13 protein-coding genes and 1 rRNA gene are annotated in these 15,074 nt (G+C 59.3%); 2 read left to right on the top strand and 12 right to left on the bottom strand.

The genetic code is table 11. The annotated features are described in order from the left end of the window. Positions 1-9: 9 nt before the first annotated feature. From iolB to Mgrana_RS12770, 12 genes are all read right to left on the bottom strand, one after another. Entirely contained in the window at positions 10-843 is an 834-nt protein-coding gene (gene iolB / locus Mgrana_RS12825; protein ID WP_119357996.1) for a 5-deoxy-glucuronate isomerase, read from the bottom strand. After that, on the bottom strand, positions 840-1,844 hold the full coding sequence (gene iolG / locus Mgrana_RS12820; protein ID WP_119357995.1) for an inositol 2-dehydrogenase: 1,005 nt from the start codon (positions 1,842-1,844) through the stop codon (positions 840-842). Before iolG (Mgrana_RS12820) ends, iolB begins: the two co-directional genes overlap by 4 nt. 60 nt (positions 1,845-1,904) lie before the next feature. Further along, entirely contained in the window at positions 1,905-2,915 is a 1,011-nt protein-coding gene (iolC, locus tag Mgrana_RS12815) for a 5-dehydro-2-deoxygluconokinase (protein ID WP_240631371.1), read from the bottom strand. Positions 2,916-2,925: 10 nt separating this feature from the next. Continuing rightward, the gene (locus Mgrana_RS12810) at positions 2,926-3,852 is read right to left on the bottom strand and encodes a TIM barrel protein (protein WP_119357994.1); all 927 of its coding nucleotides are present in this window, start codon (positions 3,850-3,852) and stop codon (positions 2,926-2,928) included. Between the two features lie 17 nt (positions 3,853-3,869). Beyond that, complete coding sequence (iolD, locus tag Mgrana_RS12805) at positions 3,870-5,744, bottom strand: 3D-(3,5/4)-trihydroxycyclohexane-1,2-dione acylhydrolase (decyclizing) (protein ID WP_119357993.1); 1,875 nt, start codon at positions 5,742-5,744, stop codon at positions 3,870-3,872. Between the two features lie 43 nt (positions 5,745-5,787). Further along, positions 5,788-6,798 carry an inositol 2-dehydrogenase gene (gene iolG / locus Mgrana_RS12800; RefSeq protein WP_240631370.1) on the bottom strand — a complete coding sequence of 337 codons (1,011 nt, stop codon included), beginning with the start codon at positions 6,796-6,798 and terminating at the stop codon, positions 5,788-5,790. A 32-nt stretch (positions 6,799-6,830) separates the two neighbouring features. Beyond that, complete coding sequence (locus tag Mgrana_RS12795) at positions 6,831-7,667, bottom strand: ATP-binding cassette domain-containing protein (RefSeq protein WP_119357992.1); 837 nt, start codon at positions 7,665-7,667, stop codon at positions 6,831-6,833. Then, complete coding sequence (locus Mgrana_RS12790) at positions 7,664-8,695, bottom strand: ABC transporter permease (RefSeq protein WP_240631369.1); 1,032 nt, start codon at positions 8,693-8,695, stop codon at positions 7,664-7,666. Before Mgrana_RS12790 ends, Mgrana_RS12795 begins: the two co-directional genes overlap by 4 nt. 116 nt (positions 8,696-8,811) lie before the next feature. Further along, positions 8,812-9,738, bottom strand: coding sequence for a sugar ABC transporter substrate-binding protein (locus tag Mgrana_RS12785; RefSeq protein ID WP_119357991.1), 927 nt, complete (start codon positions 9,736-9,738; stop codon positions 8,812-8,814). Positions 9,739-10,122: 384 nt separating this feature from the next. Continuing rightward, positions 10,123-10,926 carry a carbohydrate ABC transporter permease gene (locus Mgrana_RS17150; RefSeq protein WP_338067279.1) on the bottom strand — a complete coding sequence of 268 codons (804 nt, stop codon included), beginning with the start codon at positions 10,924-10,926 and terminating at the stop codon, positions 10,123-10,125. A 28-nt stretch (positions 10,927-10,954) separates the two neighbouring features. Next, positions 10,955-11,899: a carbohydrate ABC transporter permease gene (locus Mgrana_RS12775; protein WP_119357989.1), complete on the bottom strand. Its 945-nt coding sequence runs from the start codon at positions 11,897-11,899 to the stop codon at positions 10,955-10,957. A 103-nt stretch (positions 11,900-12,002) separates the two neighbouring features. Further along, entirely contained in the window at positions 12,003-13,346 is a 1,344-nt protein-coding gene (locus Mgrana_RS12770) for an ABC transporter substrate-binding protein (RefSeq protein WP_206075090.1), read from the bottom strand. A 301-nt stretch (positions 13,347-13,647) separates the two neighbouring features. On the opposite strand from Mgrana_RS12770, the gene Mgrana_RS12765 reads away from it, so the two are divergent. Both Mgrana_RS12765 and Mgrana_RS12760 read left to right on the top strand, forming a co-directional pair. Then, positions 13,648-14,781 carry a site-2 protease family protein gene (locus Mgrana_RS12765; protein ID WP_119358013.1) on the top strand — a complete coding sequence of 378 codons (1,134 nt, stop codon included), beginning with the start codon at positions 13,648-13,650 and terminating at the stop codon, positions 14,779-14,781. Positions 14,782-14,948: 167 nt separating this feature from the next. Next, positions 14,949-15,074: ribosomal RNA gene (locus tag Mgrana_RS12760) — 16S ribosomal RNA — on the top strand; the annotation flags it as partial.

The raw sequence follows: 15,074 nt of genomic DNA, 5'->3' as shown, positions 1-15,074 counted from the left end.
GGCCTGCTCCTACTCCCGTCCAAAGGGGATCTCGAGGGGCTTCCCGGCCCAATCCTGGCGCATCCAGGCCCAGTCTGGATCATCCACCGGGGGGGTGCTCCGGGCCTCCCCCACCGCCTCGCCGGCCATAAAGTTCAGGTAGTACACATTAGAGCCAGGCGCAGCCGCAACCGGGTGGTACCCCTTGGGCGCCAAGATCAAATCGCCATCCCGGGCCAGAAGCAGCTCGTCCAAGCCGTCCTCGGGGCTGTAGTTGCGGTGAACGGCCCAGCCCGTCCGGGGGGAGATGCGGTAATAGTAGGTTTCCTCGATATAGAGCGAGCCCATGCGCCCGTCGTGCCGGTGGGGCGGCCAGCCCGACCAGAAGCCCGAAGGGGTATAGACCTCGTATAGCAGCAGCCGCTCCGCCGGCAAATCCGGGCCCAAGATATGGTTCACCTGGCGGGTGGCATTGGCCCCACCGCGCAACTCAACCCGCATCTCTTGGGGCCTAAACAGCCGCAGCGGTAAGCGGCCCTCTGCCGGGGCACTGCCTTCAGCAAAGGAGAAGCTTTTAGAGGTCTGTATGCTGTACTCGGTGCCTGGGGGCAGGTACAACACCTCCGGCAGCTCGCTAAACACATCCCTGCGCCGCAGGTGAAACCCCTGCGCACCGACCTCCACCCGACCTTCACCCTCCAGCGGCACGATCGCGGTTTCTCCTGGGCCGGTATAACCCCTATAAACCTCCTTCTGGAGCGACAAAACCCTGAAGGAAAGGTACTTCCAAGCCGCCAGGGTCGGGGTGACCTCGAGGGGAACCTTGGCCCCCTCGGTGGGCTTGAAGTGATGGGGCGAGCTCACGGTATCTCCTCCAGCCGCACAGCACGGCCTTCCTTCAAACTCTTGGTGGCCGCCAGGGCGATGCGCAGCGACTCGAGGGCATCCTTGGGCCCCGGAGTGGGCGGTTGGCCTGCAGCCAAGGCCCGGAAGAAGGCCTCGAGCTCGAGGCGGTAGGCCTCTTTGAAGCGATCCATGAAAAAATCGTAATAATCAGCCCGAATCCCCTGGTCATACTGCCACAACGGGGTTTTGGGGGTGGCGTCCATCACCAGCTTGCCCTCAGCACCAAACACCTCGGTGCGCACATCGTAGCCATAAACCGACCGACGAGAGTTCTGAATGACCCCCAAGGCCCCGTTGGCAAAGCGGAGCGAGAGGTTAACGGTATCCACGTCCCCCACTTCGGCAATCCGGGGGTCTACCCGCACCGCCCCCCAAGCCAGCACCTCCTCCACCTCGCCTACCAAAAAGCGGGCACAGTCAATATCGTGAATGCTCATGTCCACAAAGATGCCCCCCGAGGTCTGGAGATACTCTAAGCTCGGCGGAGCAGGGTCGCGCATCACATCAATGAACTGCTCTACAGGGCCGATTTCACCGGCCTCAATCTTCCGCTTGGCGGCAGCATACGGAGGGTCGTAGCGCCGGTTGAAGCCGATCTGAAACGGAACCTTCTGGTGCTCAACGATCCCTAGAACCCGCCGGGTCTCGGCCAGGTCCTTGGCTACGGGTTTTTCGCAGAAGATGGCCTTGCCCGCCAGGGCCGCCACCTCGATGTAGCGGGCGTGGGTGTCGGTCGGGGTGACGATCACCACCGCCTCCACCCCCGGATGCCCAATGGCGGCCTCGGGTTCAGCATAGGTGACTTCGGCCCGCAGTAAGTGTTTAGCCGCCTCCGCCGCCTGAAGGTTGGGATCCGCTATGGCCAGTACCTTAGCCTCAGCCACACCCAGCAGGGTTCGGGCGTGCTCCATCCCCATCCGGCCCGCCCCCAATAGGGCCACACCAAACGATTTAGACATGTCTCCTCCGTGAAAACGAGCAATTCCGCGCTAAGGGTCAAACCCTCCCCAGGCACCCCGTCAAAACCCCCCCTGACCTTCGATGAAGGCCATCACTTCGTCCTCATAGGGGGTGAAGTCGGCACAGCCGATACGGGTTACCACGATGGCCCCGCAGGCGTTGCCCAGTCGGGCCGCGCGGTAGTAGTCCCAGCCTTGCAGGTGTCCGTAGATGAACCCGGCGGCAAAAGCATCGCCCGCCCCCAGGATGCTCACCACCTCCACCGAAAAGCCGGGGGCCAAAATTACTTCTCCCGAGGGCAGGTGAACCTCTGAACCTTTAGCCCCCCGTTTCACTACCAGCGCCCTAACGCCTCGCTCGAGCAAAGCCCGGATGTTGGCCGGCAAATCGCCCCGGATTTCCGGCGCGGTGATCTGTGAGTGGCGGATGGTGAGATCCTCCGGGCGGCGCAGCATGGCCGCGTTGACCTCCTCCTCGGTGCCGATGGCGATGTCCACCAGGGGCAGCAGGGCCCGCACCATCAGGCCGTAGGCCCGGGGGTCGTGCCAGGCATCGGCACGAAAGTCCAGGTCCAGAAAAACCGTCAGGCCCAGGGCCCGGGCCTGTTCGGCAGCGTAAAAAATGGCACTGCGGCTCGGCTCCTTGGCCAGCGCCGCGCCCGAGAGCTGCACCGCACGGGCCTCGGAGAGCGGCAGGGCCGCCACATCGTCAATGGTGAGCTGTATGTCGGCGGCGTTCTCGCGGTAGAAGGTGATGGGGAAGCGGTCTGGGGGCTCGATGCCCAGCAGCACCGCCGGGGTCCGGGTGCCAGGCTTCACCGGGATGAAGCGGGTCTCCACCCCTTCGCGCCGCAGCCGCTCCACCACAAACTCCCCCACCTGGTCGGGGCCCACCGCGGTCAGCAAGGCCGTACGCAGGCCCAGCCGCCGCGCTCCCACCGCGATGTTCAGCGGGCTGCCGCCGATGTAAGCGCCAAAGCGGTGGATATCGGGGAAGGCCGCTCCCAGGTCGTGGGAATACAGGTCAATGGAGCAGCGGCCCATAGTGATCAGGTCAAGAGCTGGTTTCACGCCCACACCCCTAAAGACCGGTGACCGCCCGCAGATACTCCCGGTTGCGCCCGGCGCTCTCCTTGGGTTCGCCCATGCCAGGCAGCACGTCCTGCTCCACGGTAATCCAGCCATCGTAGCCTAGGGTCGAAAGCTTCCGGGTTACCGCGCCAAAGTCAATCTGGCCCTGGCCCAGCTCGCAGAACACCCCCTGCCCGATGGCCTCCTTATAGTTCCAGCCCTTCTCGCGGGCCTCAGCGGCGATGCCGGGGTGGCAGTCCTTGTAGTGCACGTACCAGATTCGCTCACGGAAGCGCTCCAAAGCCTCCAGCACCGCCTCGGGCTGGTTTTTGCCGGTGCCGTAGAGGTAGTGCCCGGTGTCGAAGACCAGGCCCACCAGGCCGGGGTCGGTGTGCTCCAAAAAAGCCTCGAGCTCCCAGGGAGCCTCCACATAGCCCGCGCAGTGGTGATGAAACACCATGCGCAGGCCGGTTTCGTCCCGCACCGCTCTGGCGATACGCTCCGCGCCGGTGGCAAAGGTCTTCCACTCCGAGGCCGAGAGGCCCATCTCGGGCCGGACGCGCCCGGCGTTCTCGAAGCGCACCCTGTCGCGGCTGTGCTCGTCGGCCAGCACCACGAGGGGCTGCCAGCCGTCGCCCACATCAGCCACGCTTTGCAGAAGTCGTGCCACACGGAGCACCCGGGCCTCGCCGGGGCCGTGCTCGGCGGAGTCTTTGAGGTAGACCCCCTCGTAGGCCCCCAGCATGGTGAGGCCCCGCTGCTGCAGTTCCCGGCGTAGCTGTTCGGGCTCGGTGGGCATGTAGCCCCAGTCGCCCAGCTCGGTACCGCGGTAGCCGGTTTCCACCAGCTCGTCGAGCATCTGGCGGTAGCCGATGCCCTGCCCAACCCCTTCGATGGTGCCCCAAGAACACGGGGCGTTTGCAAAACGAATGGCCATAGTGCCCAAGCCCCCTTTTAGATGGGTCGCTGTTTCTTCAGGTAGGTCTCGTATTCCTTGCGGGCCTTCTTGACTCTGGGCTGGCTCGAGACCGCAGCCACCGGCACATCCCACCAGCTCTCAAAGCCGGGAACCCGGTCATCTACGCTCACCGGTACCACGATCACCCGAACCCCTCGAGCCTTTTTAGCCTCCGCTAAGGCCTTCTTCAAGGCTCCATAGTCTTGGGGGTGCCAGGCCTTGGCCCCCATGGCCTCAGCGTGTTGGGCAAAATTCACTTCCACCACCGGCCCGTCGGTGCGACCGGTTTTGGGGTTGCGGTGGCGTAGCTCGTTGTTGAAGGAAGGTGAGCCCACCGAGAGCTGCAAACCCCGGATGGAGCCAAAGGCCCGGTTGTCCACCAACACCACGGTAAAGGAGAGCCCCTCGGCCACCGCGGTGACAATCTCGCTGTTGTGCATCAAATAGGTACCGTCCCCGACAAACACCACCACCTCCCGCTCCGGCTCGGCCAGCTTAACCCCCAGCCCAGCGGGAATCTCGTAGCCCATGCAGGAAAAGCCGTACTCGAGGTGATAGGCCTTGGGGTCTTGAGGCCGCCAGAGCTTGAGCAGGTCGCCCGGCAGGCTCCCCGCCGCGCAGATCACCGTGGCCTTACCGCCGTATGCCTCGTTCACCAGCCCGATCACCTCGGCCTGGGCCATTTGTTTCTTCTCGGGCTTGGGGGTGCGGTAGGCGGTTACGGTATCGTCCCAGTCTCGCTTGAGATGGGCCACCTTGGAGCGGTATGAGGCTGCAGTGCCCCTATATCCTTTTAGGGCCTCCTGCAGGGCCTCGAGGCCCCGCTTGGCATCCGCTACCAACGAGATCCCCCCCAGCTTCCCGGCATCAAAGGGCACCACGTTCAACCCGATGAACCGCACCTCGGGATTTTGGAAGGCGGTCTTGGAGGCGGTCACGAAATCCCCCAGCCGGGTTCCCACCGCGATCACCAAGTCTGCCTCGTGCGCCAACCGATTGGCCGCCGTTCCACCATTGGAGCCAATGGGCCCCACATTCAGGGAATGATCCCAGGCCAAAGCCCCTTTCCCCCCCTGCGACTCGCTCACCGGGATCCCGAAGGCCTCCGCGAAAGCGGCGAGTTCCCTCCAGGCCTCGGAATACAGCACCCCACCCCCGCTCACGATCAAAGGGCGCTTGGCCTGACGGATCAGCCGGGCCACCTGCCCAACCACCTCAGGCTCAGGCACCGGTCGGCGGATCCGCCAGACCCGCTTGGCGAAGAAGGCCTCAGGCCAGTCGTAGGCCTCGGTCTGCACGTCCTCGGGCAGGGCCACCGTCACCGCCCCGGTCTCGGCGGGGTCGGTCAGCACCCGCATGGCCTCAGGCAAGGCCGAGAGGAGCTGCTCGGGCCTCGAGATGCGGGTAAAGAACCGGCTCACCGGGCGGAAAGCGTCGTTGACGCTCACGTCGTGCTCGGTGGGGTGCTCGAGCTGCTGCAAAACTGGGTCGGGGAGACGATTGGCGAAATAGTCCGAGGGGAAAAGCAGGACCGGCACGCGGTTCACGGTAGCCCCTGCCGCTGCCGTGAGCATATTGACCGAGCCCGGTCCAATCGAAGCCGCACAGGCAAAGGTGCTCCTCCGGCCCATATGCTTGGCGTAGGCCGCAGCCAGATGCACCATGCTCTGCTCATTTTGTGGGCGATAGGTGGGCAAATCTACGACCCCACCGTATTCCTCGAGGGCCTGTCCTAGCCCGGAGACGTTGCCATGGCCAAAGATAGCCCAGACCCCTGGAATCAGCCGGGTCTGTCGGCCATCCCATTCGCTGTACTGTGCGGCCAAAAACCGCACAATGGCCTGGGCAACCGTAAAACGTTGTGTGCTCATGCTGCTTTCCTTTCGTAAGGCCTTAGTCATCCCCACCCAGTTTTTAGAGGTCCCCGCCAACGTCCCTTACCCTCACCACCCTGCCGGTCTCGAGGGCTTCTTGTGCGGCCAGCGCCAGGCGCAGCGAGTGCCAGGCATCCCGCGCGGTGGGGCTGAGGGGCTTGCCCGCATGGAGGTTCTGGGCAAAGGCCACCATCTGTGCGGCGTAGGCCTCGGGGAAGCGCTCCTCAAAGTTGCGCGGGCGGTCAAAGCTCCCTCCCCGCGCATCGTAAATGGTGAGGTCAGGGCGGCGATCTCGCTCAACGTGGTAGCGCCCCCGCTCCCCCAGCACCTCGGTGCGGATGTCGTAACCGTAAGCGGTCCGCAGGGCCACCTCAACCGTACCTACCGCCCCACCCTCAAACCGGAGGGTCCCGACTGCGGTATCGAAAAGACCGTGCTCCCGCAGCTCCGGGTTGCTCAAAGCCCCCCCGATGGCATACACCTCCGCTACCTCCCCGAGGAAGAAGCGGGCCAAGTCCAGGTCGTGAATGCCCATATCCACAAAAAGCCCGCCGCTGGTCTTGAGGAACTCCAGCTTGGGGGGGGTGGGATCCCGCCCCACCGCCCGAAAGCCCTCGAGCCGACCCAGCTCGCCCGCCTCAATGAGGGCTTTAGCCCGGGCATAGGCTGGATCATAGCGGCGCTGAAACCCCACCTGGCAGGGCACCCCCGCGCGCTCAACCGCCATCACGGCTTGGCGCCCGGCCTCGAGGCTATGGGCCACCGGCTTCTCTACGAAGATGGCTTTCTTGGCGCTGGCCGCGGCATGGATTAACCCTGCGTGGGTAGGGGTTGGGGTGGTGATGATCACCGCGTCTATGGCAGGGTCTTGTAAGGCATCCTCGAGGTGGATAGAGGCTTGGGCCCCCAGCTCCGCCGCAACCCGCTCAGCATTCTCGGCCTGGCTATCCACCACCCGCACCACCCGACACTCCGGCAGCCCCAAAAGCACCCGGGCATGGGCCTGCCCCATCCGACCTGCCCCAATCATGGCCATGTGGAGCGGTTTCAAATTGTCCCCTTTCCAATGAAGCTCTGAGGGCTTCAGTTAGGCTCTTGCAGTTCCTCGGCTATACGGCGCTCGAGCTGGGCTGCTCCGGCAGGGTCCCGCTTGGCGATCAGCTCGAGCTCTACCGCCAAGACCTCGAGCTCTTCCCCACCCGACATCATCTGCAGCAGTTTTTCCCGCTCGGTCTCTTCCTTCTTGAAGGTGCCGTAGCTCCTCCCCCGGTTCAGTACGGTAAAGGTATCCCCCACCGCCCAGGCATGGTGTACGTTGTGGGTGATAAAAATGACCCCCAGGCCTCTGGCCTTGGCCTGCACCACATACCGCAGCACCACCGCTGCCTCTTTGACCCCCAAGGCCGAGGTGGGCTCGTCCAAGATCAGCACCTTAGCCCCAAAGTAAACCGCCCGCGCGATGGCTACCGACTGCCGCTCACCCCCCGAAAGGGTGCCTACCGGCTGATCCGGGTCACGGATCGAGATGCCAATCTTGAGCAACTCCTCCCGCGCGATTCGGGCAGCCAGATTGCCATCGTATAGCCGCAATGGTCCCACCCGTGGTTCACGTCCGAGAAAGAAGTTCCGGGTGATGCTCATCAGGGGAAGCATGGCCAGATCTTGAAAGACCGTCGCAATGCCCTGGTTGAGCGCCTCTCGAGGGGAGCTAAACACCACCGGCTGCCCTTCGAACAGCACCTGCCCCTCGGAAGGCTTGTGTACCCCCGAGAGGATCTTGATCAGGGTGCTCTTTCCCGCCCCGTTATCCCCCAGCAAACAGTGCACCTCGCCGGGATAAACCTTCATGTCTATATCCTTGAGCGAGATCACCGGCCCAAAGAACTTGCTGACCTTACGCAACTCAACCAGAGGGGTCATCGGCGCACCTCCATGCTGCGCTTACGCAGGTAGTTGTTGAGAATGACCGCCCCCAGAATCATTCCCCCCACCAATACCTTGTACCAGTCGGTATCAATGTTGGTGTACACAATACCCTGCTGCACCATGCCCAAAATCAAGGATCCAATGCTGGCCCCAATCACTGAGCCATACCCCCCGGTGAGCAAGCACCCCCCAATGACCGAGGCCGCTACTGCCTCGAGCTCCTTTCCCTGCCCGTTGAGCACGTTGGCCGAGCCAATCGAGAGGGTTTGGATAGCGGCGACCACCGTAGCGGCTATAGCGGTCAGCATGAACAGGGTGATCTTGACCCTAAACACCGGCACACCCACATTGCGAGCGGCATTGGCATCTCCTCCTGCGCCAAATACCCAGTTGCCAAAAGGGGTTCGCAGCAGCACCAGGCTTAGCACAATGGTCACCCCCAACCACCACCACACCGATGCCGGCAGGCCCAGCAGGCTTCCCGCAAACAAGTGAGCTAGGGAAGACTTGGCCACCACATCTCCCAGCCCAGAAACGATGGTCAGGTTGGTCACCATCTTGGTGAAGCCGATATTGGCCCCCGCCAGGATGAACATCATGGCCAGGGTCACGATAAACGAAGGCAAGCCCGTACGCAGCACCAACCAACCGTTGAAAAATCCCACCCCCATGGCAAAGAGCAGCGCAATCAGGATCGCTACCCCCAGAGGAAGGTGACCATAGTCGGGATGGATCAGGACGGCGATGAGCGTACCGGCAATGCCAATCATTGAACCCACCGAAAGGTCAAACTCTCCCCCGATCATCAAAAGCGCCACCGCAGCAGCCAAAATGCCCAGTTGAGCCGCGACCTCGAGGTAGTTGCGCACGCTCAACCAGGTCAGAAACCCGGTGTTACCCGCCATGATGGCAAAAAACAAGAACACCACGATCAGGCCTGCAATCGAGCCCAGCTCGGGGCGCAACAGCAGACGCTTCCAAGGGCTGAGGGGATGCAAGCGTTCATCTTTATGGGCTACCACACCAAACCTCCCTTCCAAACCCTCATCCGATTAATATGGAGAGGGGCCCACAGCCCCTCTCCAAGCCCAGGCTAGCAGAGCTCCAGCCGCATCGAATCGTCTTTCACAACCCAGCCCTAGCGAATCCCCTTCTTGCTGAGCTCAATGACCTGAGCCGCATTCTGCGGGGTTACGAAGCCGGGGCCTGTGTATATGATCTCATTGGCCGGAAGCAGTCCATAACGCTTGTAGTTGGCCAGGAAGACTATCGGTAAATACCCCTGCAGCCATTGCTGCTGGTCAATCGCGAAATCCATCTTCTTCTCGCTCAAGGCCTTGAGCACCGCCGGTGAGAGGTCGAAGGTGCCGAATTGGATCTTCCCCAGTTTTCCGGACGCCTCGAGGGCCTGCAGGGTGGGCTCAGCCGCCGTCGGGCCAAGGGTCAGGATACCATCAATACTGGGGTCTTTCTGCAGGGCTGCAGACACCGCATTTTTGATGCCAGTGGGGTCACTCAGCTTGACCGGCAGCACCGTCACCTTACCCCCCAGGCCATCCGCGAAGCCTTTGCAGCGCTGATCAAGGCCCACATTCCCCACCTCTTGGTTAACACACAGTGCGTTCTTGACCCCCGCGGCCTTCATGCGTTTGCCGGCTCCCTGTCCCGCGACATACTCCTCCTGCCCCACGTGGAGCAGCACCCCTAGCTTGGCGGCCACATCGGCACCGGAGTTTATGGAGATCACCGGGATTCCAGCCTTTACCGCTGCCTCAATAGACTTGCCCAAAGCGCTTGCATCGGGGATTGAGACCACCAAACCGTCCGGCCTCGAGGCCACCGCCGCATCAATGAGCTGGGCCATCCTGACCATGTTAAAGGTATCCGGAGCGCGGTACTCCACCTGCACATTCACATCCTTACCGCCCTGCTCAACCCCGTTCTTCACCACCGACCAAAAGGGGTCTGAAGCCTGCCCGTGGGTCACCACCACGATCCGAAGCTGTTGGGCTAAACCCAAGCTCATTGCAGCAACCGTTCCAGCCATAAGCAGCCATTTCTTCATAAGACCCCCTATTGCCATCTGCACTCCACCATAAGTTCCCCACCCCAAAGGCAAATTCCAGCCCCCAGCAGAGCTTTTATGGTTTTGAGTACGGCCTGATTATTCCATTGAGGGTTTCGTTTGTCAATCCTTTATTCATCAATCGAAATCTTAACGAAATATATTTGTTTCTAAGCGAAACTCTTTTCACAAAGCCCCAGGGGTCTCGAGGGGGCCAAATAACCGCTAATGGGCCGACCAGCCCATCAGCAAAACCTAGAAATGGGCTTCAAATCAAGAAGCCCTAGAGCACTCTTCACATATTTTGACCCATCCAACCATCCAGACAACCACGCCTGTGAAGGGCGCGATAAACTTATCAACCTCAACAGATAGCCTTTACGGCTAGCCTTTCGTCGCCCCCACCGTCAGTCCAGCCTGCCAGTACCGCCCCAAAAACAAAAGCGACAAAACCAGGGGCAGAATGCCGATAAGCGCTCCCAAAATAATGGCCGAATAGGGTGGGGTTGAGCCGGTCTGGGTGGCGGCCCAACCGGCCAGGCCTAACGGCAGGGGGAATAGATTATTATTGCCCAGCACAATCAGCGGCAAAAAGAAATTATTCCAGACGGCCACGAAGGTGAATAGGAAAACCGTTACCAGCCCCCCCTGGATGAGGGGTACACCCAGGCGCCAAAAAACGGTGGCATCGTTAGCGCCGTCAAGCTTAGCCGCTTCCATTAACTCGTTGGGAAAGGACTGATCCCAAAACATTCGCATTAGGTATAACCCAAAGGGACTTACCGTCTGGGGCAGGATTACCGCCCAGATGGTGTTGGCCAGACCCACGTTTTGAATCAGCAGAAAGATCGGGAATGCCAGAGCAGTGGCCGGGATCATAATGGTTCCCAGGATCAAGGTAAACAAAAAAGACCTGCCAAAAAAGGTGTACTTCGAGAAAGCAAACCCTGCCATGGCAGCAAACAAGGTGGCCAATGTGGCCGCGGTGGTGGAATAAAGAAAGCTGTTGCCAAGCCAACGCCAAAAGATCCCACCGTTACGAGTGAAAACCTCGTGAAAGTTGTCCAGCAGATGCCAAGGGTAGGCAAACCATAAGCCAAAGGTCGTGTTGAGTTGCCCATTATCCTTAGTTACAGAAACCAGAATCCAGTAAAAGGGCAGCAAAAAGTATATGGAGAAAATGAACATCACCACAACCAACCAGATACTGGCAGACTTATTGGTCATTGGAGTTCCTCGCAATAATTCGCAGGAAGAAACTAGAAAATATGAAGGTCACCGCTGCCAAGACCAAGGCTAGGGCAGCCGCGTAGCTATAATTGCCGTTTTGCGCCCCCACCGCATATAAGTAGGCATTTGGGGTGATGTCATTGGGCACAAAGCCAATAGAGCGAAGCGCAAAGGGCTCGGCAAAAATTTGCGAGGTACCAATAATCGAGAACAGCAATGTTAGAAACAAGGCTGGGCGCAAGAGTGGAAGTTTGATGTAGCGAATCACGTTCCAGCCGGTCGCCCCATCCACTTTGGCTGCGTCATATAGTTCACGCGGAACCCCTTGTAGCGAAGCAAACAACACCACCATGTTATAGCCTACCCAGGTCCAGGTCACGATGTTGCCTATAACAAAGAGGGTCATGGGGGTCGAGGCCAGGAAGTTAATAGGCTGACCCCCATTTTGCTGAATGATGTAGTTAAGCGGTGAGAGATTAAGCGAGTAGAGATAGCCCCAGAGCAATCCGCTAATTACACTGGGGATCGTATAGGGAAGATAAAAAGCTGTACGGAAAAAGCGCTTCAAAAATCCATCGACCATCTGATCGAGGATCAGGGCCAAGATAGTCGCCAATAGCAACATGATCGGTATCTGAATGATGCCGAAAAAGAAGATATGAATAAAGGATTTCAGAAACTGGTTGTCTTGCAGGGCCCATTCATAGTTCTGTAGTCCCCCAAATACCTGGGTGAGGTTTCCGTTTACCTGCTGGGGAATAAAAAGGCTCAGGTAAATGGCATAAAGAACCGGTGCTACAAAAAATACTGTAAAGGTGACCATGAACGGCGCAAGGAACAAGTAGGGCGTGGCACGACCACTTTTCACCGCTATCACCGCCGATTCTGCTGAAGCTCGAGGTATATTCTCATTTTGGTGCTTTCTGAGCATTCACAACACGTTTTTATACACTTTTCCCTTAAGTCCACCCTGTTTCAGAAAGGCCCCACGAAGGAGCACCGTGGGGCCTTCCGCTCAGGCAAACGCTGTAGGTTTACTGGCCGCCTGTAACCTTATAGCCATTGCGCCGAGCTTCAGCCAGGGTACGCTCTTGCCACTGATCAATGGCCTGTTCAAAGGTGATACGACCTTGAATGGCTTGAGCCATCACATCCGCAAAAACCGCATCCGCCGCAGGCAGCCAAGGCGCCCAAGTAAAGTCTACGTTTACCGCTTGTGACGCTCTCTGATATACCGTAATCACATCCTGGCCCCCGAAGAACTTGGAGGGGTTAACATCCGGGTTGCGCAGTTCAGGAAGGCTCAAACCGGCTTGTGCAGCAGGGAACAAACCACCATTGTTCCAGTCGCTCACAATACCGGTACGGCTGGTATTGAGCCAGTTAATAAAGAGCATCGCCGCCTGGGGATTTTTGGACTGACGGGTAATGACGTTGGAGCTGCCGCCCCAGTTACCAGAAGCAAAGCTACCCAGGGTGCGCTGGGGCAGGTTGGCCACACGATACTGAGCACCCTGACCAGGGTTTTGGGCCAGTGAGCCTGCAAATGATCCCGGGCCCCAAGCCGCTTCCATTGAGGTAGCAATACGCCCAGCGGCCATTGGGTTCCAGAAATCCGGGGTAAAGGCCGGGAAGGTCGAGACATATCCTGCCTTAATCAGATCTCCCCAAAATTTGGCAACGGCTTTGGAAGTGGGGTTGTTAAGGGTTTGTACCCAACTTCCATCAGCGTTTTGACGCCACATCTGGCCTCCCTGAGCCCATACCAAAGCGATGAACCAGGGGCTATAGGTAGAAAAGAAGTTACCGATCTTAACCTGTCCTTTGGAAAGCTCGGAGAGCCGCGCACCCGCACGGGCAAACTCGTCCCAGGTGCGAGGCACCGGGATGTTGTAGCGCTTGAAGATGTCAGCCCGGTAGATCATTGCCAGGGGGCCCGTATCCTGAGGGATGCCGTATACTTCCTGGTTACGCGGGGAAACTTGACGCCAGGTCCAAGGCACAAAGTAGCTGCGGAGATTGCTTGCCCCTAGCGTACGAAGATCCACCAGGCAGTTGGTCTCAATGTAGGTAGGTAGGAAACCGTACTCAATTTGGGCAACATCCGGTGCTCCCGAGCCTGCACGGCAGGCCGTTTGGAGGCGGTTATAGGTCTGGGCCCCACCCCCCAAGTTGACCACGTTAATCTTGATATTGGGGAATTGCTTGGTAAACTCGGCTGCTGTCTTGTCCAGCCCAGGAACCCACGACCAGACCTCGAGGGTGACATTGCCCTGCACGTCGCGGTACTGCGGTTCACGAAAGTTATCCTGTGCCAACGAAGCAGACAATATCGCTGTGGTTCCAAGCATCGTGGCTTTCAAAAACTTACGGTTCATATACCCTCCTCTTCGGATTGTAACTCTGATCAGCATGGGAGGCATTGAGGTACATCACAGACGCCCAGAAAAACCCCGGACAAGCGCCCTAAGTCAAGGATCGCATTTGGCTCTATGCACATCTCCCTTGCTTCTAGCAAAGCATAGAATGAGTCCTTATAACTGTCAAGACAGCGGCTAGTCACGATTGAAATGATTTCGTTTATTTTCGCAGTCTTTCATTTTAATTTTTTGCAGTATTTCTGCCTCCAGATAGCTCTCTTTTGCCAAATCCAATCCTGAAGGTTGTAGTATGGGTTGGATGTTCTCCAAACCCATTTGGCTCCCCTTCCGACTGCTGGGTATCCCGGTCTCGCTTGACCTGAGCTTTCTATTGGTGCTGCCTCTGTTTGCCTTTCTAATCGGCAGCCAGCTTCCGGCATACCTCCAGCTGTTGCAAGTCAACGCGCCATCAGAATTGCTCCAAAGCCCGACTTCTTATCTGTTGGGTCTGCTGGCTGCTGTAGGGCTTTTTCTCAGCGTGCTCATTCACGAGCTGGGTCATGCCCTTACCGCACGGGCCTACGGGGTGCAGACCCGTGAGATCACCCTATGGCTCTTGGGCGGGGTGGCTCAGCTCGAGCAAATCCCCCGTACCCGTGGAACCGAGGCGGTCATCGCCATCGCCGGCCCCCTGGTGAGCATACTGCTCGCAGGGCTGTTTGGTCTGCTGCGGGGAGCAGTTCCCACAGATGTGGCTGTGGGGCAGTTCCTGCTCGGCTATCTGGCCTATATCAACCTGAGCCTGGCCCTGTTCAACCTGCTCCCCGCTCTGCCGCTGGATGGCGGGCGCATCCTGCGCAGCTTGCTGGCTCTCTACAAGCCTTACCTCGAGGCCACCCGCACCGCGGTGACCCTCAGTAAAATCTTGGCCTTTGCCTTAGGCCTGTTGGGCTTGTTCATGGGCAACCTCTTCCTGATCCTAATTGCCCTTTTCGTCTTCATGGCCGCCAGCGGTGAGGCCGAACAGACCCTACTCAACCGCACCCTCGAGGGCCTTAAGGTACGCGACCTGATGACCCGTGAGGTCAGCACCGTACCCCCCAACCTGAGCGTGGCCGAACTCCTGGACAAGATGATGCAGGAGCGGCACGTAGGCTACCCCGTAGTAGAAGCAGGACGGCTCTTAGGCCTGATTAGTCTGGAAGACCTGCAGGGGGCCTCGCCGCAGACCCGGGTGCTCGAGCGGATGCGCTCTCCACTGCACCTCGATGAACAAACCGAGGCCTTAGCGGCTCTACACCGCATGGCCCAAGAGGGGTTCTCGAGGGTGCTCGTCACCGACCCAAGCGGCAACCTGGTGGGTATCCTAAGCAAAACCGATCTGCTGCGGGCCTTGCAGCTTAGGGCTGCACAGATGAACCTATCCGATCATCCCGGCCCTCGCCCTCAGTAGGGCTTGACAGCTCGGGGAGCAATCGGTACACTTCTCGTTGCGCTGTCAAAACGGCAGCCGAGAAACTTGACAAAGAAAGATCAGCAGAAAGCAGTAAATAACGCTTCCCTTGGCGTTTGATCAAGGGCCTGCTCAGCAGGTTTTAGACTCGCTATCCATAGCGAGCATCCATGGAGAGTTTGATCCTGGCTCAGGGTGAACGCTGGCGGTATGCCTAAGACATGCAAGTCGCACGGACTAGTTCTGCTAGTTAGTGGCGGACGGGTGAGTAACGCGTAGGTGACCTGCCCCAA

The sequence above is a fragment of the Meiothermus granaticius NBRC 107808 genome (assembly GCF_003574355.1).
Taxonomy (GTDB): Bacteria; Deinococcota; Deinococci; order Deinococcales; family Thermaceae; genus Meiothermus; species Meiothermus granaticius.
Note: the sequence above shows the minus strand (reverse complement) of the source record. Positions and strands in the feature narration are given on the sequence as shown.